This window comes from Lonsdalea britannica (assembly GCF_003515985.1).
Lineage (GTDB): Bacteria > Pseudomonadota > Gammaproteobacteria > Enterobacterales > Enterobacteriaceae > Lonsdalea > Lonsdalea britannica.
In genome coordinates, this window is the sequence record NZ_CP023009.1 from 2,366,506 (window position 1) to 2,388,635 (window position 22,130).

The window sequence follows — 22,130 nt, forward strand, 5'->3', positions numbered from 1 at the left end:
AAAATGATGTTAAAAGAACCAGGTAACATCGTCTATACAAACGCCTCCATGATATCCATGTTGCAGCGTTTTACCGATATAGTAACCATATTGCTGAGTACATTTCTTGTCTCTTTTTTCGTCAACGGTGAGATTGATCTTCAGCATTGGTTGCTTGCCTTTATTAGCCTTTCTATTTTTCAATTATTCGGGGGAATTACTGATTTTTATCGTTCATGGCGGGGGGTCAGTTTCCGACGCGAAATCAAACTATTGATGCGCAACTGGGTGCTGAGCGTTATTTTCAGCGCCGGGATACTGTCTATTTTCCCCACTAAATTTATTGGTTTTTACTACCATGCGCTGTGGCTCAGCATTTCGCTGGTGTCCTTTATTCTGTCGCGTCTGTTAATTCGAGTCGCGGTCAGATACCTGCGTCAGCTGGGCTATAACACGCGCCGTGTCGTGATTATCGGCGACTCGATGGCGGGCCTGCATATGATCGAAAGCATTCTCAAAGCGCCGTGGTTAGGACTGAACATGATCGGCTACTATCTGCCGGAAAAAGACGCGGTGGCCGAATCCTATGAAGCCGCCAACGTGAGAAAGCTCGGCGGCGTAGAGGCGCTGATCAAGAGCGCCAAGCGGGGCGAGATCGACAAAGTCTATATTGCTTTGCCGATGAAGGACTCCGAGCTTATCGACACCATTTTGCAGGAACTGTCGGACACCACCTGCACCGTCTTGCTGATCCCGGACATTCTCATGTTCAGCATGTTGCAGTCACGCAGTGAAATGATAAATGGAATACCCGTTATCTCCCTCTACGATACGCCGATGAGTGGTCTTAACGTCCTTATCAAGCGAATCGAAGACATTATTATCGCCTCGATAATCCTATTGCTGATTTCACCGCTGATGCTCCTGATTTCCATTACCGTCAAGGTAACCTCGCCCGGACCGGTGATATTCCGCCAGAAACGCTACGGCATCGACGGCAAGCCGATTGAGATCTGGAAATTCCGCAGCATGAGCGTCATGGAGAACGGCGAAAAGGTTATCCAGGCCACGAAAGGGGATGCGCGTATTACGCCGGTCGGCGCTTTCTTACGCCGCACCTCGCTGGACGAACTGCCCCAGTTCTTCAACGTTATCTCGGGCGATATGTCCATCGTCGGCCCTCGTCCGCATGCCGTTGCGCATAACGAGCAATACCGAAAATTGATCAAAGGCTACATGCTGCGCCACAAGATGAAACCCGGCATTACCGGCTGGGCTCAGATCAACGGCTGGCGTGGAGAAACAGAAACTCTCGACAAGATGGAAAAACGGGTGGAATTCGATCTCAGCTATATCCAGAACTGGACGCTGTGGCTGGATATCAAAATCATCTTCCTGACCATCTTTAAAGGCTTCGTCAATAAATCAGCTTATTAATCAGACCGCACGGATGCGGCATTGATCGCGCGGTCACCTGTTTCTGTAACTCATCAAGCCAGCGTTGGACCGCGGAGTTTGCTCGTCGTCTGGCTCTACCTGCCTGACGGAGACCATATCGCTTTGTCCCACAGCGTGGGGGGAGGGTAAGACGTCTGGCGTTCATCCATGACGTGATGTCATGAGCATGACGCAACCTTGTCCGGTTGAAGGGAGATAGAGTCAGAAATCAGGCTCTGTGCTGTTATTCATAATTAATAAAGAAAAAAACGCTATGGGACTCATTTCTAACACCAAGTGGGTGGGATTTTCGCAAGGGTTCAAAATCGTCGTCCAGCTAATGAACATCGTGGTTTTAGCTCGGATGATCCCGCCGCAGGAGTACGGTCTGATGGCGATGGCGCTGGTCGTCGTCAATCTGGCGACGTTGGTCCGCGATTTAGGAACGTCAGCCGCCATCATTCAACGTAAAGAGCTGCAGGACAAGACCATCAATGCGGTGTTCTGGCTGAACATCTTCATGGGACTTGGCGTATGCCTGGTGGTGGTGCTGATCTCGCCGGTGGTGTCGAGCTTCTTCAATCAGGACAAGCTCGTGCTCATCCTGTGCCTGCTGTCGCTCAGTTTTCCGCTCGGGAGCAGCTCCGCCGCACATCTGGCCCTGTTGGAGCGTCAGTCGCAGTTCAAGAAGGTGGCCTTCATCGAAATTACCTCGTCGCTGTTTTCTTTCGTCGTCGCTGTTACGCTGGCGGTGATGGGATACGGCGTCATGAGCCTGGTCGCGCAGGTTATCGTACTGAATTTGATGTCGACCGTTCAGCTTTGGCTGGCGTCGGCCTGGCGTCCCTCGTTCTCGCAGATCTGGGATAAGGCCGAGCTAAAAAGCATCTTTGGTTTCAGCGCCAATCTCACGGCGTTCAACTTCATCAACTACTTCTCCCGTAACGCGGACAGCATGATCATCGGGCATTACTTCTCCTCGCTGATACTGGGGGCCTATTCGCTGGCCTATCGCATTATGCTGTTTCCGCTGCAAAGCCTGACGTTCGTCGCATCCCGCGCGCTGTTCCCGGTGCTGAGCCGTTATCAGGACGAGCCGGAAAAAATACGCGAAGTCTATTACAACGTTCTCTACTACATCCTGCTGCTTGTGGTTCCTCTGATGATGGGGATTGCGATATTGAGCAAGGAGTTTGTGCTCATCGTCTTCGGCGACAAATGGGCGCTGACCGCCACGATCCTGGTCTGGCTCGCGCCGACTGCGATTATTCAATCCATTCTCAGCACGTCCGGCACCCTGTTTATGTCCAAAGGGCGGACGGACACCCTGATGATATTAGGATTGCTTGGCGCCATTCTGCAGGTCTCGGCGTTTATGATCGGTTCCCGGTATGACATCGTCACCTTCTCCCAGTTTTACTTCATCGCCAACATTCTCAACTTCATCCCGGTCATCGTGTGCGTGAGATCGCTGATTGGCTTTTCCGTCGTAGCCTTTTTCAAACGCATTCTGCCGATTCTGGTCTCCGGCACGTTGATGGTGGCGGGAGTGTATGGCATCAAAACGGGACTGAGCCACTCTCTTAGCACGGAATGGGTGCTGGCGATTTCCATTCTCTGCGGGATGGCGACTTACACCATCGCCATGTTGCTGGTGGATAAAACATTACGCACGACGATAGCCGGGATCGTGCGAAGAAAGAAAAAGGCGCTGATATAACGCCGCGCTACAGGGAAATAATTACGCTGATGTCTTGGCATAAAGAACGTATCTGGTTCTTTATATTTAATGAATTCATCGAGGTGGATCGAATATGAGTCCTTTGGTTTCTGTTTATATACCAACCTATAATCGCTCTTCTTTAGTCAAGCGCGCGGTTGAGTCTGTGAAAAATCAGACCTACAAAAATATTGAAGTGATCGTCGTCGATGACGGCTCAACCGATGATACCGAAGCGGTCGTCAAATCGTTAGTTGGCGGTAACACCGTCGTCAGATTCTACAAAAATGAAAATACCAAAGGCGCCTGCGGCTGCCGGAATACGGCCATCAAATATGCGCAGGGTGAGTACATTACCGGGCTTGACGACGATGACGAATTTACGCCGGACCGAGTCGGCACCTTCGTGACGTTTTTTGAAAAAAACCGCTATCCCTACATCTCGTCCGGCATTGTGTTCCGGGGGATAAAGGTGACTTTATCGAGTTTGATAAAGCGGGTGTGATTACGCTGGATGACCTCTGCCAGTCGAATGTGATCGGCAATCAGGTGTTCACCACCACCGAGAACATGCGCGGGATTGGCGGGTTCGACAACGCGTCGCCCGCGTGGCAGGACTATGACACCTGGCTGCGTCTGGCGGCGAAGTTCGGCAACGGCTATCGCATCGGCGGGGCCACCTATATTCAATATCTTGACCACGGCTTCAACCGCATCACCAAATCGAAAAAGCTCAAGAATGGCTATGAATTTTTCATCAACAAGCATGCGGCGCTGTTGAATGAGAAGGCGATCAAGACGCTGTACTTCCAATACAAACTGGCGGCGGAAGAGAAGCTGAGCTTCTCCGAACTGCTGACGCTGACAGATACGCGCGTCTTTTTAGGCGCCACCAAATACTACCTGAAAGGCATGCTGAAAAAATAACCGGTCACGGTGAGTAGACAAGCCTGGAATGACCGCATTTCAGGCTCTTCGGGCAGGTTATTTTACGGTGAATATCATGAAAGTTTTTTATTGCGATACTGACATCTTCAGCGGGCACGAGAAAATGTTCCTGGCCGCCGCCTGCGGCGTGTCGGACAAATTTCCCTGTGTGCTTATTCTGAATGAGCACAACCCCAAGGCCCTGGCGTACTGCCGAGAGCACGGACATTTCGATCAGATCATCACTTTGCCGATCAAAACGGCGAAGTTTGCCTCGCTGGTGACCTGGTTCATGTGGGGTGACATACTGAAAATAAAGAAAATTTTGCAAAAATGTCACGCTACCTCCGTCATTGTTTCTCAGGGGCGTATTGAAATCGGCAATTTGGGCAGCATGGCGGCCCGCCTGATCTCGGTTCCTGTCACCTCCTATATCCCGATGGCGCACGGCTACGTCGAGCTGTACGGCAAGAGCGCGACCAACGTCTTCAAAGACGCGCTCTGCGCCATTCTCTATCGGCTGCCTGCGCGCTACATCACCATCAGCGACTCCGTCAAAGCGTCGCTGCAACAAAAAAGCGGCCGCGACACGCCTGTCGAGGTGGTGGCGAATTACATCGACCGCAAGCCGCAGGCCGACGTCGCCCGTGCGGTTACGCCGCTGACCGATGTCCCGGCGGGCACGTTTACGCTGGTGATCCCGGGCCGACTGCTGGACAAGCAGAAAGGGCAAATCGACTATCTCACCGCGTTGAAGACGGTGATTGCCCGGCAACCTAACGTGAAGTGCTTTTTGGTCGGCGATGGGGAAGATAAAGCGCGTATTCGCGACTTTATTACGGCGAACCAGCTGAATAGTCATGTGGCGCTGCTGGGAAATCGTGACGATATGCTGGCGATTATGTCGCAGGCGGATTTGATTGTAATCCCCTCCAAGTTTGAAGGCGTACCGCTGGTGCTGATCGAGGCCGCATTACTGAATAAAAAAATAATTGCTTCCCGGATTGATGGAATTAAGGATTATCTCAACGCCACCTTCCTCTTCGAGAGTCATAATATCGACGAAATGAGCCGGGTGACCTTACAGCACATGACGTCGAGCGGGGAAGAGAATTACCGGGCGTCGCTGAAGGCATTAATCCAGCGTCATCAAAGTGACTTCGTTAATGATTTTTATGCGGCCCTGATTCAGCCGTCGGTTGAAAGCGCATCGTAATAAAGGAACCTATAATGCATTGCCATTATGTCGTTGTCGTAGTGCTTTATAATAAACAGGTCGCCGCCTCCACGACATTATCTACGTTGGCGGATTATGACTTTAAAACGGCGAAGCTGATCATTCACAATAATGGCCCGCAGGCGCTTGAACTGGATACGGCTTCTGTTAATGCTTTTCAAAAAAGTTTCGGACAAGTCGAATTGATTAACTGTCTGGATAATCCTTCGCTGAGTGTAATTTATAATCGTTATATTCAATCCCATCCGGAAGCGGAAAAATTTGTTTTGCTGGATGACGACACCACGATTAACGAAACATTTCAGAAGGCTTTATTGAAAGGGACCGCGGACGTGGAATGCCCGAAAATTATTTCGGTCTTCGATAAAGAAACTTATTACCCCATGTCGCACAATGCCGTGGTGGCTGATGCCGAAGTGCTGGATCCGTTTTCTGCGGTATCCATTGGTTCGGGACTGATCATTCATCGTTCGCTGGTCGACAAGTTTCGCCAACACGGCCTGTCGTTGTTCGACGAGCACTACGCGCTCTATGGCGTTGACACCAGCTTCTTCCGCCGCATCCATCTGCTGGCTCATAAAGGCGTGACGATAACGCTGAGCACCACTTGCCATTTGATGCACTCTTTGTCCAGAACGGAAGGGGCAATGAATGACTTCAGAAGAAAAGAAAGAATATGGGATTTGGCTATTTCGACGCGGCAATATCCCAGTGTCAGAGGGTATTACGTCTTTTTGAAAAGACTGTTATCCGATCTGTGCGCATTCAAATTCAGAGATACTTTTCTGCTGATCTCGGCTTTTATTGCGGGTAGACACCCCAAATGTCGGACGCTGAAAAATCAGTAGCCTTCTTTTCCACTCAGATATTTTCCAGGATACGCTATGTTAACTATTATTCCCGTCGTAATGGCAGGCGGAACAGGCAGTCGTCTATGGCCTTTATCCCGCGAATTATTTCCCAAACAGTTTTTAACGATTGGCGAATCTGTAGGAAGTCTGCTGCAAAATACGGTGACAAGAATTGAAGGGATCGAAAATATATCGATAAAGCCCCCTCTGGTTATCTGTAATGAAAACCATCGCTTTCTGGTCGCCGAGCAATTAAGAGAAATCGACAAGATTGACAACAATATTATTCTTGAACCGGTGGGAAAAAATACCGCGCCGGCCGTTGCCTTAGCCGCACATCTGGCGAATCAAAGCGATCCGGACAGTTTGCTGCTGGTATTGGCTGCGGACCACCTGATTAAGAAAGAAGATCATTTCCACGCCGCTATTATCGACGCGATGCACTACGCGGCAAATAATCAGCTGGTGACGTTTGGCATTATTCCGGAATATCCAGAAACCGGTTATGGCTATATCAAAAAGGGCGAAGGACTGTCGGACTCCTGCTTCCGCGTGGATGCCTTTGTCGAGAAACCCGATTTGGCGACAGCCGAAGCGTATGTCGCCAACGGCGGTTACAGCTGGAACAGCGGGATGTTTCTGTTCAAGGCGGGAAAATATCTGGAAGAGTTGGAAAAGCATAGCCCGGATATCTATCGGATCACCCGTGAAAGCATCGAACGTAGCCAGAAAGATCTGGACTTCATCCGGGTCGATGCGGAGAGCTTCGCGCAGTGCCCGAGTGACTCCATCGACTACGCCGTGATGGAAAAGACCAGCGACGCGGTGGTGATCCCCATCGATGCCGGCTGGAGCGACGTCGGTTCGTGGTCCTCGCTTTGGGATGTCTCCGCCAAAGATGAAAACGGCAACGTCAATGTAGGGGAAGTGATCTCCTTTGACTCCCGCAACAACTACATCTCTTCCGAATCGGCGCTCGTCGCCACCATCGGACTGGATGACATCGTGGTGATCAACACCAACGACGCGCTGTTGATCTCTCGTAAAGATCGCGTTCAGGACGTCAAAAAAGTGGTCGAAGAGCTGAAACATCGAGGCTGCCACCATTTCCGCGAACACCAGTACTCCTTCCGCCCGTGGGGCAATATTTCCAATATCGATGCGGGCGACCGTTATCAGGTGAAGCGCATCGTGGTGCATCCGGGTCAGGGGCTGTCGCTACAGCGACACTACCACCGTGCAGAGCACTGGGTGGTGGTCAGCGGCACGGCGAAAGTGGTCGTGGATAACAAAGAATTTTATCTGTCGGAGAACCAGTCCACGGTGATCCCGACGAATAGCGTACATACGCTGGAAAATCCCGGGCAGATCGACCTGATCATGATCGAGGTACGTTCGGGGCATCACATAACGGAAGACGACATCGTCAGATTGAAAGATCGCTACGGTCGCGTTTAAGAGAGGGTATCGGTAATGGATCAGTTGACCTGCTTCAAAGCATATGACATCCGCGGGAAGTTGGGCGAAGAACTCAATGAGGATATCGCTTACCGGATTGGCCGCGCTTACGGTGACTATCTGAAGCCTAAAGCGGTTGTGCTTGGCAGCGATGTCCGCCTGACCAGCGAAAGCCTGAAGTTGGCGCTGGCCAAAGGGCTACAGGATGCGGGCACCGATGTGATCGATATCGGCCTGTCGGGCACGGAAGAGATTTATTTCGCCACCTCGCATCTGAAAATGGACGGCGGTATTGAAGTGACCGCCAGCCATAACCCGATCAACTACAACGGGATGAAACTGGTGCGTGAAAACTCGCGGCCGATCAGCGGCGATACCGGACTGCGCGAAGTGCAGCGCATGGCGGAAAGCAACGCATTTTCCAACGATGGACGTCCCCGCGGTAGCTACCGCAAAGAGAATACGCTTCCGGCTTACGTCGAGCATATTCTTTCCTACATCAACCTGGATAACCTGACGCCGCTGAAACTGGTCGTGAACTCCGGGAACGGGGCGGCAGGGCACGTTATTGATGCGATCGAGGCGATATTCAAACAGAAGAACGTGCCGGTGGAATTCATCAAGGTGCATCATCAGCCTGACGGCCACTTCCCGAACGGCATTCCCAACCCGTTGCTTCCTGAGTGCCGCGCCGATACCGCGAACGCCGTGCGTGAAACGGGCGCCGACATGGGGATCGCGTTCGACGGCGACTTCGACCGTTGCTTCCTGTTCGATAATCAGGGCAACTTCATCGAGGGCTATTACATCGTCGGGCTGTTGGCCGAAGCGTTCCTGCAGAAAAATCCCGGCAGTAAAATCATTCACGATCCTCGCCTCAGTTGGAATACCGAGGATATCGTCACCACCTCCGGCGGTTATCCGGTGATGTCGAAAACCGGTCATGCCTTTATTAAAGAGCGTATGCGGTCTGAAGATGCCATCTACGGCGGCGAAATGAGCGCGCACCATTACTTCCGCGATTTCTTCTACTGCGACAGCGGGATGATCCCGTGGCTGCTGGTGGCGGAATTGTTAAGCGTGAAGCAGCAGCCGCTGGCGGAGATGGTGAAGTCCCGCATCGAGGCCTATCCCTCGTCCGGTGAAATCAACGTGACCCTGAAACAGCCGGCCATCTCGATCAACAAAGTTAAAGCGCACTATGCCGCGACGGCAGAGGCTATTGACGAGACGGATGGCATCAGCATGTCTTTCGGCGCCTGGCGCTTCAATCTGCGCTCTTCCAATACGGAGCCGGTGGTACGCCTCAACGTCGAGTCGAAGAATGACATCCCGCTGATGAAACAGAAAACGGATGAAATTCTGGCGATGCTTGCCGAATAGCCTTATCACGCGAGGCCTCGGTCTCTTTTTCCGCCCTCATGTCGAAGGGACGCGACGCGGGCGGATTGCTGGGCCTCACGGCAAGACGTGGACTGAAACCACAGGCTGGCGGGTGTGGATGCGCCAGCCTGAGGATCAAAGACTGAACGAGTAGACATGGGGTATCGCGCGGTTGTCGCGCGTCAGTATCGATGTCGTGTCATTGAGCCGCATTTGCCGTACGCGGACCACTAATGGGTAGGTGAGAGGCCAGTATGCAGAACTTCAAGCAAACGTCCGTGTGTTTATATTTATTGTCATCTTTGGCTTTCACATCTTTTGCCGCGCAGGCGGCAGAGAAAAGCGAACCGGATTACTTCAGCGATAACAATAAATATATATACAGCGATCTCACGACCAAGCATTTCGCGTTGCAGAGGCTGCCTGATGACGGGGCGGTCGTCGAGGCTTATCAATATGACGATCTCGGTAACCTTCTGGCGATCCCGTTCTTCAAAAAAGTCCTTCGGAGTAGTGACAATGGCGGCGAAATTTCGCCTAACGTCGATATCACGTTTCCGGCGCTGGGCCTGTATAAAATCAACATTATCGACGGCAATGACAAAAAGCTCGATGAACGTAACGTTGCGCTCATTCCGCCCGTCGGCCCGCTCAACGATGCGGTGGGCGTAAACACCCATTTCGGCCAGGGGCGTTGGGACGCGAATAAGGCGATGCCGCTGGTGCAGGCAGCGGGTATCGGCTGGATCCGCGATGAAATTCCGTGGAGCACGGTGGAAAAAAGCAAAGCGCGTTTCGCCTATCCCAACTACGTAGACAACTATCTTCGACTGGCGAGTCAGCTACAGGTCAAACCGCTGGTAGTGCTGGATTACGCCAATGAACGCGTCTATTCCGGTCCTATCGCCGGCAACGCCGAGCACTTCGCCAACTATGCCAAAAATACGGTATCCCGCTATCGCGAGACGGTGAAACACTGGGAAGTGTGGAATGAGCCGCGTCCCCAAACCTTCGGCACCAAGGATTGGGAAGGCTATACGGCGTTTTTGAAGCAGGTGTATACCGCCGTGAAAGGCGTGGATAAAGACGCGACGGTGATTGCCTGCGGCGGCGGCGGATCCGGCGGCGGGGCGGGCGGCGACTGTGCGGGCGGGATTTTTAAATATGGCGGTAAGGCGTATATGGATGCCTTCAGCATCCACCCTTATATGTCGCCGTTCGACCCGGACAAAGGCTACCCCGCCAAAAATTCGCCGTTTACCCCGATGGGGGGACGCGTCAACGTCGGCAGCGTTTCCCGGCTGATGGAAAGCCACATCAAGCAGGAAAAACGCCCGGCCAGCCAGTTCCCGCCGGTGTATGTCACCGAGATCGGCTGGCCGTCGACGACCATTCCGTATGCCAACGGCGAAGCCGCTCAGGCCGCTTTCCTGCTGCGTACGTTGATCGAGTCCCAGCGCCATAACATCATTCAAAGCACGTTTTGGTATGACTTCGTGAACGATGGCGCGAACGGCACCAACAAAGAGCACAATTTTGGTTTGCTCTATCAGGACTACACGCCGAAACCCGCCTATAGCGCGATGGCGGTGATGAATCACATGCTGACCGGCATGGATTTCAAAAAGGTCGTAGTGGATGCCCCGGACGTCAAGGTCTACCGCTTCTCCAACGGCAGCAAAGATCTGCTGGTGGGGTGGACGGTGGGGCTAGAGAAAAAAGTAGTGCCGCTGAACGGTGGCAAAAAAGTGCAGACGGACTGGCAGGGTAATCAGACGGATATCGACGGCAAGACCTGGACGCTGGGGCCGATCCCGCGTTATCTGAGTGAATAATGCGTCGGGTATCAACGACGCCGGATGAATGATGGCGGCAGGGCCGTCTCCGCGCCGGACGTGAAAGACGTCTTCACGGAGGCGTCGCGGCAGACTGCATTTTTATTAACCGGGTGAAGGGGTTATCGGCGCAAGACCTTCCAATGTTCCGATTCGGCATCAAACCGTTCGGTGGTATCATTCGCAGATTCATCTCACCCACAACAATGAGTCATCTGATGAAATTCCTTGTCACCGGAGCCGCCGGTTTTATCGGTTTTTATGTTTGCCAGTCGCTGTGTGCCGCCGGGCACGAGGTTGTCGGAATAGATAATCTCAACGACTACTATGCTGTCTCTCTCAAAGAGGCGCGCCTGGCCGAACTGCTGCCGCTGGACAACTTCCGTTTTGAGAAGCTGGATATCGCGGATGATAAGGCAGTACATGCGTTGTTTGCGGCGGAGAAATTTGATCGTGTGATCCATCTGGCGGCCCAGGCGGGCGTACGTTACTCGTTGGAAAATCCGCTGGCGTATGCGCAGAGCAATCTGACCGGTCACGTCAATGTGCTGGAAGGGTGCCGCCATCATGGCGTTGGTCATCTGGTTTATGCGTCATCCAGCTCCGTCTACGGACTGAATAATAAAACGCCGTTCTCAACGGCGGACAGCGTGGATCACCCGGTGTCGCTGTATGCGGCCACCAAAAAATCCAATGAGCTGATGTCGCATGCCTATTCGCATCTGTACGGCCTGCCGACCACCGGTCTGCGCTTTTTTACCGTCTACGGCCCGTGGGGTCGACCGGATATGGCCCTGTTCAAGTTCACCAAGAACATCCTGAACGGCGAGCCGATCGATATTTACAATCACGGCGACATGCGCCGCGATTTCACCTACGTCACCGATATCGTGGAAGGCGTACTGCGTGTCGCGGATGTGATTCCACAGCCCGACCCGTCGTGGCGGGTGGAAAGCGGTTCGCCGGCAAATAGCTCGGCGCCTTATCGCGTGTACAACATCGGCCACGGCAGCCCGGTCAAGCTGATGGATTTTGTGACGGCGCTAGAAAATGCGCTGGGAATTGAAGCGAAGAAAAACTTCATGCCGATGCAAGCAGGCGACGTGTATCAGACCTATGCCGATACCGACGACCTCTTTGCGACGACAGGTTATCGCCCACAGGTGGAAGTCGCCGAAGGCGTGCAGGCGTTTGTTGACTGGTATCGCGACTTCTACCGTCTCTGAGCGAGTCGATGAAGCGCGAGCGGCCGGTTTTCGCTGCCGCACGGCCATTTCTTCTGTGATTTTAGTTCTATGCCACGTTGGATTAGTGTGATTTGAAAATGAAAATTGCGATTGCAGGTACCGGCTACGTCGGCTTGTCGAATGCGATGCTGCTGGCGCAGCACAATGAAGTGATTGCGCTGGATATCGTTGCCGAGAAGGTCGACATGCTTAACAAAGGTGTTTCACCTATCGTCGACAAGGAAATCGAAGATTTCCTGCGTAATCCGGCGCTCAATTTCCGGGCCACGCAGGATCCTGCTGCGGCTTATCAAGACGCCGATTTCGTCATCATCGCCACCCCGACGGACTATGACCCGAAGACCAACTACTTCAACACCAGTTCGGTCGAAGCGGTCATTCGTGATGTGCTGGCGCACAATCCGGATACGGTGATGATCATCAAATCGACCGTTCCCGTCGGCTACACCCGTCAGCTGAGGGAAGAGTTCGAGACCGATAACATCATCTTCTCGCCGGAATTCCTGCGAGAAGGCAAGGCGCTGTACGATAACCTGTACCCTTCGCGCATTGTCATCGGCGAACGTTCGGAGCGCGCGGAAACTTTTGCCCATCTGTTGGTGGAAGGCGCGATCAAAACCGACATTCAGGTGCTGTTTACCGACTCCACCGAAGCCGAGGCCATCAAGCTGTTCGCCAATACTTATCTGGCGATGCGCGTCGCGTACTTCAACGAGCTGGATACCTATGCCCAGACGCTGGGGTTGGACAGCAAGCAGATCATTGAAGGCGTTGGGCTGGATCCACGTATCGGACAGCACTACAACAACCCTTCGTTCGGCTATGGCGGCTACTGCCTGCCGAAGGATACCAAGCAGCTGTTGGCTAACTACGAAGCGGTGCCCAACAATCTGATCCGCGCGATTGTGGACGCCAATACTACGCGTAAAGACTTCATCGCCGATGCGGTGATTAAGCGCAATCCTACCGTCGTGGGCGTCTACCGTCTGGTGATGAAAAGTGGATCGGATAACTTCCGCGCCTCGGCCATTCAGGGCGTGATGAAACGTATTAAGGCGAAAGGGATCGAGGTCGTGGTTTTCGAACCGGCGCTGAAAGAAGACAACTTCTTCCACTCCCAGGTCATTAAGGATCTGGAGGAGTTCAAGCAGATTTCCGACGTGATTCTTTCCAACCGCATGGCACCGGAATTGTCTGATGTTGTGGAAAAAGTCTTTACCCGCGATCTCTTTGGCTCAGATTAGGTATAAGGTTAAGAGAGTGTGTGGCACGGCTAGGGAAGTGCCACGGAAATGGCTGACTGTTTAAGAGAGCGATAGATGACGACATTAAAAGCAGTGATTCCCGTTGCCGGGCTGGGTATGAACCTGTTGCCGGTAACCAAAGCGATTCCTAAAGAGATGCTGCCGCTGGTGGATCGCCCGGTAATCGAAAAAATCGTAAAAGAGTGCGCCAACGCGGGCATCAAAGAGATTGTGCTGGTGACGCACGCGTCGAAAAATGCCATCGAAAACCATTTCGATACGTCGTTCGAGCTGGAATCCTTGCTGGAAGAACGCGCCAAGCGTCAGCTGCTGGAAGAAGTGCAGGCCATCTGCCCGCCGGGCGTGACCATCATGAACGTGCGTCAGGGGCAGACGCTGGGGTTAGGGCATGCGGTTTCCTGCGCCTATCCGATTGTCGGCAATGCGCCGTTTGTGGTCGTTCTGCCGGACGTCGTGCTGGATGAGAGCTCCGCGGATCAGTCCGCGGAAAACCTGGCTCGTCTGGTGGCGCGCTTCGAAGAGACCGGCCATAGCCAGGTGCTGGTGAAGCATCGCCCGTATGAAGCGCTGCCGGAATACTCGGTGGTCGAATGCGAGCAGCCGCTGACCCAGCCGGGCGCGACGTCGGCTATCACGTCGATGATTGAAAAACCCAAGCTGGCGCGTGTGGAAGGGTCCGACCTGTCTGCGGTTGGCCGTTACGTGCTGACGGCGGACGCCTGGCCCATCATTAACAACATCCTGCCGGGCGCGTGGGGCCGTATTCAGCTGACGGACGCGATTGCCGAGCTGATCAAAACTCAGCAGGTGGACGCGGTGGAAATGGCGGGTCGTAGCTTCAACTGCGGTCGTAAGCTGGGCTATGCTCAGGCCTTCGTCTCTTACGGGTTGCGTAATCCGGGGTTGGGCAAGGCGTTCAAGAAAAATATCGAAAAGCTGCTGGCTAAACACTCAGCCTGACGACAGCTTCCCGCCCAGGCCTGTATTTATGCCGGGCGGGACCCTATCCTATCGAACCAATTACTACCCACTCGATAAGAGCTGAGTTACCATGGCAGCCTGCTTTTGATTGCCTGTGGCGCGCCAGCCGCGACCCGGGTAGGTTACCCTTCAAACAGGAGTTGCTTTAATGTCCAAACAGCAAATAGGCGTTGTCGGTATGGCGGTAATGGGGCGCAATCTGGCGCTGAACATTGAAAGCCGTGGCTATACCGTCTCTGTCTTTAACCGTTCTGCTGATAAAACCGATGAGGTGATTGCAGAAAATCCCGGTAAAAAGCTGGTGCCTTGCTACACCGTTCAGGAATTCGTGGAATCCCTGGAGAAGCCGCGTCGTATCCTGTTAATGGTCAAAGCGGGTGAAGCCACGGATAAAACCATCGCTTCTCTCAAACCCTATCTGGAAAAAGGCGACATCCTGATAGACGGTGGCAACACCTTCTACAAAGACACCATCCGTCGCAACCGTGAACTGTCTGCCGAAGGCTTTAACTTCATCGGCACCGGCGTGTCCGGCGGCGAGGAAGGGGCGCTGAAAGGCCCGTCCATCATGCCTGGTGGTCAGAAAGAAGCTTACGAGCTGGTTGCGCCTATTCTGGAAAAAATCGCCGCACGCGCGGAAGGCGAAGCCTGTGTGACCTATATCGGCGCTGACGGCGCGGGTCACTACGTGAAAATGGTGCACAACGGCATCGAATACGGCGACATGCAGCTGATCGCGGAAGCCTATTCTTTGTTGAAGCAGGCGCTGAACCTGAGCAACGAAGAGCTGGCCACCACCTTCTCTGAATGGAACAAAGGCGAGCTGAGCAGCTACCTGATCGAGATCACCGCCGACATCTTCACCAAAAAGGATGAAGACGGAAAATATCTGGTCGACGTCATTCTGGATGAAGCCGCGAATAAAGGCACCGGTAAATGGACGAGCCAGAGTTCGCTGGATCTGGGCGAACCCCTGTCGCTGATCACCGAATCCGTATTCGCTCGCTACCTGTCTTCGCTGAAATCTCAGCGCGTTGCTGCGTCTAAAGTGCTGTCCGGCCCTGCCGCTCAGGCATTTGCTGGCGACAAGGCGGAGTTCGTTGAGAAAGTGCGCCGCGCATTGTATCTGGGCAAAATTGTCTCTTACGCGCAGGGCTTCTCTCAGCTCAAAGCGGCATCAGAAGAGAACAGCTGGGATCTGAACTACGGCGAAATCGCCAAGATCTTCCGCGCGGGCTGCATTATTCGCGCCCAGTTCCTGCAAAAAATTACAGACGCTTACGCGCAGAATGCGGCTATCGCCAACCTGCTGCTGGCGCCGTACTTCAAGCAGATCGCGGACGAATACCAGCAGGCGCTGCGTGATGTGGTCGCGTACGCGGTACAGCACGGTATCCCGGTTCCGACCTTCTCGGCGGCGATCGCGTACTACGACAGCTACCGCTCTGAAGTGCTGCCGGCGAACCTGATTCAGGCTCAGCGAGACTATTTCGGCGCTCACACCTACAAACGTACGGATAAAGAAGGCGTATTCCACACCGAATGGTTGGACTAAACGCCGCGTTGATACTCTCCAACCGGGCGTCTACCGCCCGGTTGTTTCACTTTTTGTCGTACCCTTCGTTTCTTATCGGACAGCTCCGAAAAAATAATATGCAGTAAAACTTTTAAGAGAAACGTCATTCCCTTCCTGTATGTTGTTAACACACATCTCTATTTTTGTACTTATTTAATTCAAGGCTACGCAGTTGTTACATGCATCATGATGTAACGTCGTTTTCATTATGGTGATACCCCCGAGTTTAAGGACAGTGAATGCCCGATTTGGCTGAGAAATCAGCTGAAAAGTAGGGCAGGAAAAGCCATGAGTGTGGTCTTCTCCTGTCCTGAAGTACTTCCTAGGAAAGAAGGAAATTGTGATGAAAAAAACGTTAATGACTGCGGTACTGGCCTTGGCCATGTCCTCCAGTGTATATGCTGCTGTGGGCGAATTGCTGGGGGATGCGGGTGGCGCTGGCGCCGCTTCCGCTGCCGTCGGTTCGTCTACGGCGGCCGGTGTCGGCGTAGCGGCGGCTGCCGTTGCTGCTGCTACCGTGGCGACTGCGAATGATAGCAGCACGTCTAATAGCACGGGTACGAGTACCTCTACAGTCACATCAACCCAGGGTTAATGGGATTGAGATAATAATAAGGCCACTTAGGTGGCCTTTCTTTTGCTTCAGGGGATTCAGGCGAGAACCAGAGCGATGATAAAAATTCTATCAGGTGGCAGAACCCGTGCGCTGATTGCTATTCCACTTTTTTCGTTAATGTTGATGGGGTGTTCGCAACAATTCGCTTTATTGAGTCAAACAATGAAGCTGGCTATCTGGGGGCAGGACGATACCAACCTTACGCCGCAGCAGGTGGCGAAGGTGCCGTATGCCTCGGCCTATATCAAGGTCGGCGAGGCGCCGCGCGCCTTCATGGTGTTGGCGTTCGCGGAAAATGGACTACTGAAGTGGGTGGCCGCGGACAAAAACATGGTCGCCACCCATGACGGGCGCGTGGTGAAAACGCAAGGGTTTGGCGAAGACATCCAGCATGTCGCCAATCAGGAGCACGATCCATTGCATCTGGGGCTGCTGAAAGCCGGGACGCCCATGCGCTGGCAGACTGAGGTCAGTTGGTCGCAGGTCATGCGCGGCAGCTATGAACTGCAGTCCTCGTTCGAAAACCGCGGCCGCGAGCCGCTGGTTATCCTCGGCAGAACCTATCAAACCGTGCGCTTTGATGAGCTCGTGACCGTTCCCGCGTTGAACAAACGTTATACCAACCAGTATTGGGTGAATGCGAGCACCGGTCAGGTGATGCAGAGCCGTCAATACATGGGGCCGGATATGGCGCTGGTTCAGTTTACCGCTTTGAAATCCTACGCTCAGTCACTGTAAGGACGCTTCTATGTTGCTACACAATCGGCTGGCCGCCATGCTGATGTTGATGACCGGAACGGTCGGCGCGGCGCAGCTTACGGTAAAATATGGCGATCGCACATTAGACTCTGTGGTGCTGGAAGACGGTGTTCGTTTGGATCAGTTTTATGCTAAAACGCCTTTCCCTGCGGACGTTAACTGGCAGAACGCGTTGATCACCAACCCGGCGATGACCTCCCGAGTCGCCGCGCAAGGTCAGACGTTGCAGGATCACCTCTATCGCTTGCAACTGTGGTGGCGCGATCGCGGTGATGGCGATTACGCCATCGCAGCCTGGTATGTCGCGCAGGCGCTCAAGCAGGTCCCTGTCGCCGGCCGAATCCCGACGGAGCTCGACCCAGACCGGGTGCGGCTGAGCTTGCAAAGCAACCGTCCGCTGGTCGGAGACTATCAGCTCTATCTCGCCCCTTATTCCAAACAGCTATTCCTGTTCGGTCTGATTCGTACGGACATTGATATCGGTACGGCTCAGGTATTTAAAGATCTTCCGCTGCGCTCTGGCTGGTCGGTTGAACATTATCTTCAGGGCCGACGTTTTCTGCCCGGCGGCGATAAAAACACGGGGTATCTGATTTCAGGAGCGGGGACGTGGCGCAAGGTGCCGCTGGCGATGTGGAATCGTCAACATAATGAACCCGCTGCGGGGGAAACGCTGTTTATCGGCTTTGATCCCGCCATTTTGCCCGAAGAGATGTCCTCGCTTAACGAGCAGATTGCCGATTATCTCGCGAACCGGATCCCACACTAATGGCTAAAAACAATACTCTCAGACTGAATTGCCTCTCTCTGGCGATCGGCAGCGTTTTCAGCACGTCGGCGTTGGCGGATGCGGCAAACTCGACGCCTCAAATTCCCGAGGCGACCAACCAGAATCACTATTACCAGCCTGCTGGCGTGTCTCAAACCGACTTTGGCGGCGTGGGCCTGCTGCAAATGCCGACCGCGCGTATGGCCGAAACCGGCGAGTTCAGCGCCAACTATCGCGATAACGATCAGTACCGCCGCTATTCCGTTTCCTTACAGCTGCTCGACTGGCTGGAAACGACGGTGCGTTATACCGATATCCGTACCCGGCTTTATAGCGCCGATCCCAACTTCAGCGGCTCGCAAACCTATAAAGACAAAGGGTTCGACGTTAAAGCGCGGCTGTGGAAGGAAGACCGCTGGTTGCCTCAGGTCTCGCTTGGGCTGCGTGACATCGCGGGGACCGGCCTGTTCGACAGCGAATATCTGGCGGCCAGCAAGCGCTGGGGCCGTTCGACCTGACGCTGGGCATCGGCTGGGGAAATATGGCCCAGAGTGGCAATATCACCAACCCAGCCTGTAAGTTGACGGAGAGCTTCTGCCAGCGCACCAGTTCTACGGATACCGGGCAGTTCGAGGTGAACAATTTTTTCCACGGACCGGCGGCGATATTCGGCGGGATCGAATACCAGACGCCATGGGATCCGCTGCGTCTGAAGCTGGAGTACGACGGCAACAATTACAGCGATGAAGCCGCAGACCGTGGGCGCAGGGAGCGTATCAAGCAGGACTCGCCGATCAACGTTGGCATGGTCTATCGGGTCGGCGATATTCTGGATACGTCGCTGTCCTGGCAGCGGGGCAACACGTTGATGTGGGGGGTCACGCTGCGCACCAACTTCAATCAACTGCGGCCGCACTATGTCGACGATGCGCCGCCGGTTTATGCGCCGGTCAGCAACCCGCAGGGCGGGACGGACTGGAAACGTGTGGCGAAAGAGCTGGATGAGAAAGCCGGTTTTGGTCAGCCGGATATTTATACGGACGACAAACAGGTCACCGTCGTCAGTCCGCAGTACAAATATACGGATAGCGCTGAGTACAACAGCCGCGCGGCGACCGTTCTCGCCAACCATGTACCGGCCAGCGTCAGCGAATATCATATTGTGAGGGAGAATCGCCATCTGCCGACGGACAGCACGCGTGTCGACGCGAACGCGTTCCGTCAACTCCAAACGGCGTCGACTCCGCTGGGACAGCCGGAACCTAAGGCCTATGATGTCGAGCCGGTAGCGCCGCCGCGAGGCCAGGAAGTGCTGCGTACCCAGCCCAAGCGGTTGACATACTCCCTGGCGCCCGCGCTGTCGCAGTCCATCGGAGGGGCTGAATCGTTCTACATGTATCAGGTGTCGGCTAACGCCAACGCGGACCTGTACCTCTCCGATCACTGGAGTGTGGGCGGTACGGTCAACGTCAACCTGTTCAACAATTACGACAAGTTCAACTATACGACGCCGCCTCAGGACACCAAGCTGCCGCGCGTCCGTACCTGGATACGCGAATACGTCACCTCATCTGATGTATTGCTGACCAATCTTCAGCTGTCGCGTACCGATCATCCGGCGCGGGACTGGTACACGCAGATCTACGGCGGCTATCTGGAGATGATGTACGCCGGCGTCGGCGGCGAAATGTTGTATCGCCCTTATGGCAAAAGCTGGGCGGTCGGGCTGGATGTGAACTACGTCAAGCAACGTGATTGGAATGATACGATGCGCCTTGCTGACTACAACGTGGCTACCGGCCATCTGACCACCTACTGGGAGCTGCCGTTTATCAAAGGCGGACTGGCTAAGGTCAGCGTCGGTCGCTATCTGGCGGGAGATAAAGGCGTGACCGTCGATCTGTCTCGCCGGTTTGACAGCGGTATTGTCGCGGGCGCCTTCGCGACGAAAACCAACGTCAGCGCCAAAGAGTATGGGGAAGGGAGCTTTACCAAAGGGTTCTATGTCTCCATACCGTTCAACCTCCTCTTCGCCTCGCCGACGACGAATCGCGGTTCAGTAGGTTGGGTGCCGCTAACGCGTGACGGCGGCCAGATGCTGGAGCGTCGCAATGTGCTCTACAACGTTGTCCAACAGCCATAAACTACCGATATGAGCGGCGGAGAAAAGGCGGCAGACGGAACATCACCCTGCCGCCTTTGTCGTCATAGGGCGTGTCGGTTGCTGGAAACCTTGGGCAAGCCGCCTGTTTTTGAGGGTGGTAATGTAAGGAAGTTGTTAGTTTTATGGTGATGGATGGTAAATAGTCTAATCCATTATTAATAGGCGGTTTTTTAAGAATAAGACGCTTGTTGGCCGGGGGATGGCTTCACTATGATGCAGCGAAACAGTAGTCAGATGAGGTTAAAATGAAACGAGTATTAAAACTGGTAAGTGTACTGGCGCTGCTGACAACCCTGAGCGGATGCATCTTCCCACCCCCGTGGGGCGGCGGTCACGGCGGTGGTGGCGGTGGCGGTGGTCATGGCGGCGGTCATCATTTCCAGGATCCGAGAGGTTGAGAATGTCATCACGCCAGCAGATGCTGGCGTGAACGACGAACGATTTGACACCCCTTTATTCAGGCCAGTGCGTTTGCACTGGCTTTTTTTATAGGCATTCGCTCAAGCTGATCGGCTCTGTTAAACGTTTCGGCGCTGAGGTTTTCTGCCAGCTGCGCATGCAGCTCATCGATCAACTGATAGCGGCGTCTATACTGCGCGCGTTTGTTGCTGGGCAACGCCTCTAGCGGCTTACGGGCGATGGGGAGCGGCAGCTGGTAGAGGCTGTCATGCGTTGGGACTGCATCCAGCGAGGTCCAGAACTCATCGTAGCTGCAAAACAGCACGTTTTTTTTGCTGCGATGATAACGTTGGCTTTGATAAACATGGCTACCATCGCCGACGGCCAGCACGCGACGAATTCCGGCGAGATCGGCCAGTGTCAGCAGGCTCTCAATCAACAACCGCTTGGGGAATAGACCATGGCAGGCCTTAGTTGCCTGTTTGATCAGGTCTCGGGTCGTTTGCTTGCCTTTACCCTGCAGGCCGCCGATAACAATGGCGGGTTGACCCAAGACATTAACGATACTGAACGATAATGAGATAAGCGTCGTCTCCTCCATCCCTATCTGCAGCGTCGTTTCCCCCTCTTTGTCATACCGCCACACGCTGCTGACGATAGTGAACTTTTCGCCTTCCTTACCGTAAAATTCGGCCAGACGACACGGCGTTTCGCTGAGCAATGCATCATGCAGACGTGGTAAAGACAGGCTTTCCACGAAGGTATAGTGATGGCAAATCGCTTTAGCCCGCTCGGTCGCATTAAGCCCGACATACAGGTAAGGGCGATGAATTTTCGTGGGCAGGCAGGGATGTGTTTTCACTAATCGCTGCATGCAAGGCATGGCGCATATCCCGCCCAGAAAGTAATAGGTAGGCAAAGGTAGCATCAGCGACCGCAACAAAAACTTCGCTTTTATCTTATTCTCAAACCATATTCTTTCAGACCGGAAATGCCCGCTCAGTAGCTGAAGAAACAGCGACGCTCTGGATATTTTTTTCATAGACTCCACGCGATGTTTAACGTTTTCTTGTCATGTTTTTTTCGAAAAATGGGGTGTTTTCCTTATTTCTCCCGCGAATAAAAAGAAATGGATGGCGGAAAATAATAATAAAGATGCAAGCCCATTCTTGGCAGGTTAATAGCACTAATGATGATGAAGTATAAGGACGATAAATAAGTAATAAATATATTCTGAGTTATAGTTCGTTTTCGTTTATATATTATTTTTAAGACAAAAAAGAATACGTTTTTTTCGCTTCGTTTGGCTTTTATTTAAATTAAATCCATTAGGATGGTTTTAAATTTTGCGTGTTGTTTTTGCATCCCAAAGCGCGGTGACTACACGTGGGCCCACGTCTCCGCGCCGTTGTCATGTCTACAGTCAGCGCTTCCATGCCTATATTCAGCGGTTCGTCGGCGACCAGTTCCTTACAGACGTATTCATACGCCTCTCAACACGTTCTCCGCCCGCTTGACGACGCCCAC

Annotated in this window: 17 protein-coding genes and 1 pseudogene; 17 read left to right on the forward strand and 1 reads right to left on the reverse strand. The window is 53.5% G+C overall.

What is annotated here, in order from left to right:
- Window positions 1-6 precede the first annotated feature (6 nt).
- From wcaJ to CKQ53_RS10955, 17 genes and pseudogenes are all read left to right on the forward strand, one after another.
- Window positions 7-1,416, forward strand: coding sequence for an undecaprenyl-phosphate glucose phosphotransferase (wcaJ, locus tag CKQ53_RS10875; RefSeq protein ID WP_099045399.1), 1,410 nt, complete (start codon window positions 7-9; stop codon window positions 1,414-1,416).
- Window positions 1,417-1,690: 274 nt separating this feature from the next.
- On the forward strand, window positions 1,691-3,136 hold the full coding sequence (locus tag CKQ53_RS10880; protein ID WP_094117738.1) for an MOP flippase family protein: 1,446 nt from the start codon (window positions 1,691-1,693) through the stop codon (window positions 3,134-3,136).
- 94 nt (window positions 3,137-3,230) lie between these two features.
- Entirely contained in the window at window positions 3,231-3,641 is a 411-nt protein-coding gene (locus CKQ53_RS10885; RefSeq protein ID WP_118894983.1) for a glycosyltransferase family 2 protein, read from the forward strand.
- Window positions 3,638-4,063 (forward strand): glycosyltransferase family protein, encoded by a 426-nt coding sequence (locus tag CKQ53_RS10890; protein ID WP_118894985.1) that lies wholly within the window; start codon window positions 3,638-3,640, stop codon window positions 4,061-4,063. Before CKQ53_RS10885 ends, CKQ53_RS10890 begins: the two co-directional genes overlap by 4 nt.
- A gap of 76 nt (window positions 4,064-4,139) precedes the next feature.
- The gene (locus CKQ53_RS10895) at window positions 4,140-5,279 is read left to right on the forward strand and encodes a glycosyltransferase (protein WP_162896347.1); all 1,140 of its coding nucleotides are present in this window, start codon (window positions 4,140-4,142) and stop codon (window positions 5,277-5,279) included.
- A gap of 14 nt (window positions 5,280-5,293) precedes the next feature.
- Entirely contained in the window at window positions 5,294-6,148 is an 855-nt protein-coding gene (locus tag CKQ53_RS10900) for a glycosyltransferase family 2 protein (protein WP_085652664.1), read from the forward strand.
- Between the two features lie 36 nt (window positions 6,149-6,184).
- Complete coding sequence (locus CKQ53_RS10905; RefSeq protein ID WP_085652663.1) at window positions 6,185-7,609, forward strand: mannose-1-phosphate guanylyltransferase/mannose-6-phosphate isomerase; 1,425 nt, start codon at window positions 6,185-6,187, stop codon at window positions 7,607-7,609.
- Window positions 7,610-7,624: 15 nt separating this feature from the next.
- Window positions 7,625-8,992, forward strand: coding sequence for a phosphomannomutase CpsG (gene cpsG / locus CKQ53_RS10910; RefSeq protein ID WP_094117696.1), 1,368 nt, complete (start codon window positions 7,625-7,627; stop codon window positions 8,990-8,992).
- A 302-nt stretch (window positions 8,993-9,294) separates the two neighbouring features.
- Window positions 9,295-10,827: a GH39 family glycosyl hydrolase gene (locus CKQ53_RS10915; protein WP_162896348.1), complete on the forward strand. Its 1,533-nt coding sequence runs from the start codon at window positions 9,295-9,297 to the stop codon at window positions 10,825-10,827.
- A 218-nt stretch (window positions 10,828-11,045) separates the two neighbouring features.
- A complete protein-coding gene (locus CKQ53_RS10920) occupies window positions 11,046-12,053 on the forward strand; it encodes an NAD-dependent epimerase (protein ID WP_085652660.1) in 1,008 nt (335 codons plus the stop codon).
- 98 nt (window positions 12,054-12,151) lie between these two features.
- A complete protein-coding gene (locus CKQ53_RS10925; protein WP_085652659.1) occupies window positions 12,152-13,318 on the forward strand; it encodes a nucleotide sugar dehydrogenase in 1,167 nt (388 codons plus the stop codon).
- A 75-nt stretch (window positions 13,319-13,393) separates the two neighbouring features.
- The gene (locus CKQ53_RS10930; RefSeq protein WP_118894987.1) at window positions 13,394-14,299 is read left to right on the forward strand and encodes a sugar phosphate nucleotidyltransferase; all 906 of its coding nucleotides are present in this window, start codon (window positions 13,394-13,396) and stop codon (window positions 14,297-14,299) included.
- Window positions 14,300-14,468: 169 nt separating this feature from the next.
- Window positions 14,469-15,875: an NADP-dependent phosphogluconate dehydrogenase gene (gene gndA / locus CKQ53_RS10935; RefSeq protein ID WP_085652658.1), complete on the forward strand. Its 1,407-nt coding sequence runs from the start codon at window positions 14,469-14,471 to the stop codon at window positions 15,873-15,875.
- Between the two features lie 364 nt (window positions 15,876-16,239).
- Entirely contained in the window at window positions 16,240-16,491 is a 252-nt protein-coding gene (locus CKQ53_RS10940) for a hypothetical protein (RefSeq protein ID WP_208640001.1), read from the forward strand.
- A gap of 183 nt (window positions 16,492-16,674) precedes the next feature.
- Window positions 16,675-17,250: a YjbF family lipoprotein gene (locus tag CKQ53_RS10945; protein WP_322788420.1), complete on the forward strand. Its 576-nt coding sequence runs from the start codon at window positions 16,675-16,677 to the stop codon at window positions 17,248-17,250.
- A 10-nt stretch (window positions 17,251-17,260) separates the two neighbouring features.
- Window positions 17,261-18,040 carry a capsule biosynthesis GfcC family protein gene (locus tag CKQ53_RS10950; protein WP_094117699.1) on the forward strand — a complete coding sequence of 260 codons (780 nt, stop codon included), beginning with the start codon at window positions 17,261-17,263 and terminating at the stop codon, window positions 18,038-18,040.
- Window positions 18,040-20,183: pseudogene (locus CKQ53_RS10955) on the forward strand (YjbH domain-containing protein). Before CKQ53_RS10950 ends, CKQ53_RS10955 begins: the two are co-directional and overlap by 1 nt.
- 478 nt (window positions 20,184-20,661) lie before the next feature.
- Here the strand turns inward: CKQ53_RS10955 and CKQ53_RS10960 are convergent.
- A complete protein-coding gene (locus CKQ53_RS10960) occupies window positions 20,662-21,645 on the reverse strand; it encodes a VirK/YbjX family protein (RefSeq protein ID WP_094117701.1) in 984 nt (327 codons plus the stop codon).
- Window positions 21,646-22,130 lie beyond the last annotated feature (485 nt).

Excerpts from the sequence above, each read along its gene's own strand:
- gndA (WP_085652658.1), top strand. The coding sequence starts at position 14,469 with ATGTCCAAACAGCAAATAGGCGTTGTCGGTATGGCGGTAATGGGGCGC.
- CKQ53_RS10940 (WP_208640001.1), top strand. The coding sequence starts at position 16,240 with ATGAAAAAAACGTTAATGACTGCGGTACTGGCCTTGGCCATGTCCTCC.
- CKQ53_RS10920 (WP_085652660.1), top strand. The coding sequence starts at position 11,046 with ATGAAATTCCTTGTCACCGGAGCCGCCGGTTTTATCGGTTTTTATGTT.
- CKQ53_RS10945 (WP_322788420.1), top strand. The coding sequence starts at position 16,675 with ATGAAGCTGGCTATCTGGGGGCAGGACGATACCAACCTTACGCCGCAG.
- CKQ53_RS10960 (WP_094117701.1), bottom strand. The coding sequence starts at position 21,645 with ATGAAAAAAATATCCAGAGCGTCGCTGTTTCTTCAGCTACTGAGCGGG.
- CKQ53_RS10885 (WP_118894983.1), top strand. The coding sequence starts at position 3,231 with ATGAGTCCTTTGGTTTCTGTTTATATACCAACCTATAATCGCTCTTCT.
- cpsG (WP_094117696.1), top strand. The coding sequence starts at position 7,625 with ATGGATCAGTTGACCTGCTTCAAAGCATATGACATCCGCGGGAAGTTG.
- CKQ53_RS10900 (WP_085652664.1), top strand. The coding sequence starts at position 5,294 with ATGCATTGCCATTATGTCGTTGTCGTAGTGCTTTATAATAAACAGGTC.
- CKQ53_RS10905 (WP_085652663.1), top strand. The coding sequence starts at position 6,185 with ATGTTAACTATTATTCCCGTCGTAATGGCAGGCGGAACAGGCAGTCGT.
- CKQ53_RS10895 (WP_162896347.1), top strand. The coding sequence starts at position 4,140 with ATGAAAGTTTTTTATTGCGATACTGACATCTTCAGCGGGCACGAGAAA.
- CKQ53_RS10930 (WP_118894987.1), top strand. The coding sequence starts at position 13,394 with ATGACGACATTAAAAGCAGTGATTCCCGTTGCCGGGCTGGGTATGAAC.
- wcaJ (WP_099045399.1), top strand. The coding sequence starts at position 7 with ATGTTAAAAGAACCAGGTAACATCGTCTATACAAACGCCTCCATGATA.
- CKQ53_RS10925 (WP_085652659.1), top strand. The coding sequence starts at position 12,152 with ATGAAAATTGCGATTGCAGGTACCGGCTACGTCGGCTTGTCGAATGCG.
- CKQ53_RS10950 (WP_094117699.1), top strand. The coding sequence starts at position 17,261 with ATGTTGCTACACAATCGGCTGGCCGCCATGCTGATGTTGATGACCGGA.
- CKQ53_RS10880 (WP_094117738.1), top strand. The coding sequence starts at position 1,691 with ATGGGACTCATTTCTAACACCAAGTGGGTGGGATTTTCGCAAGGGTTC.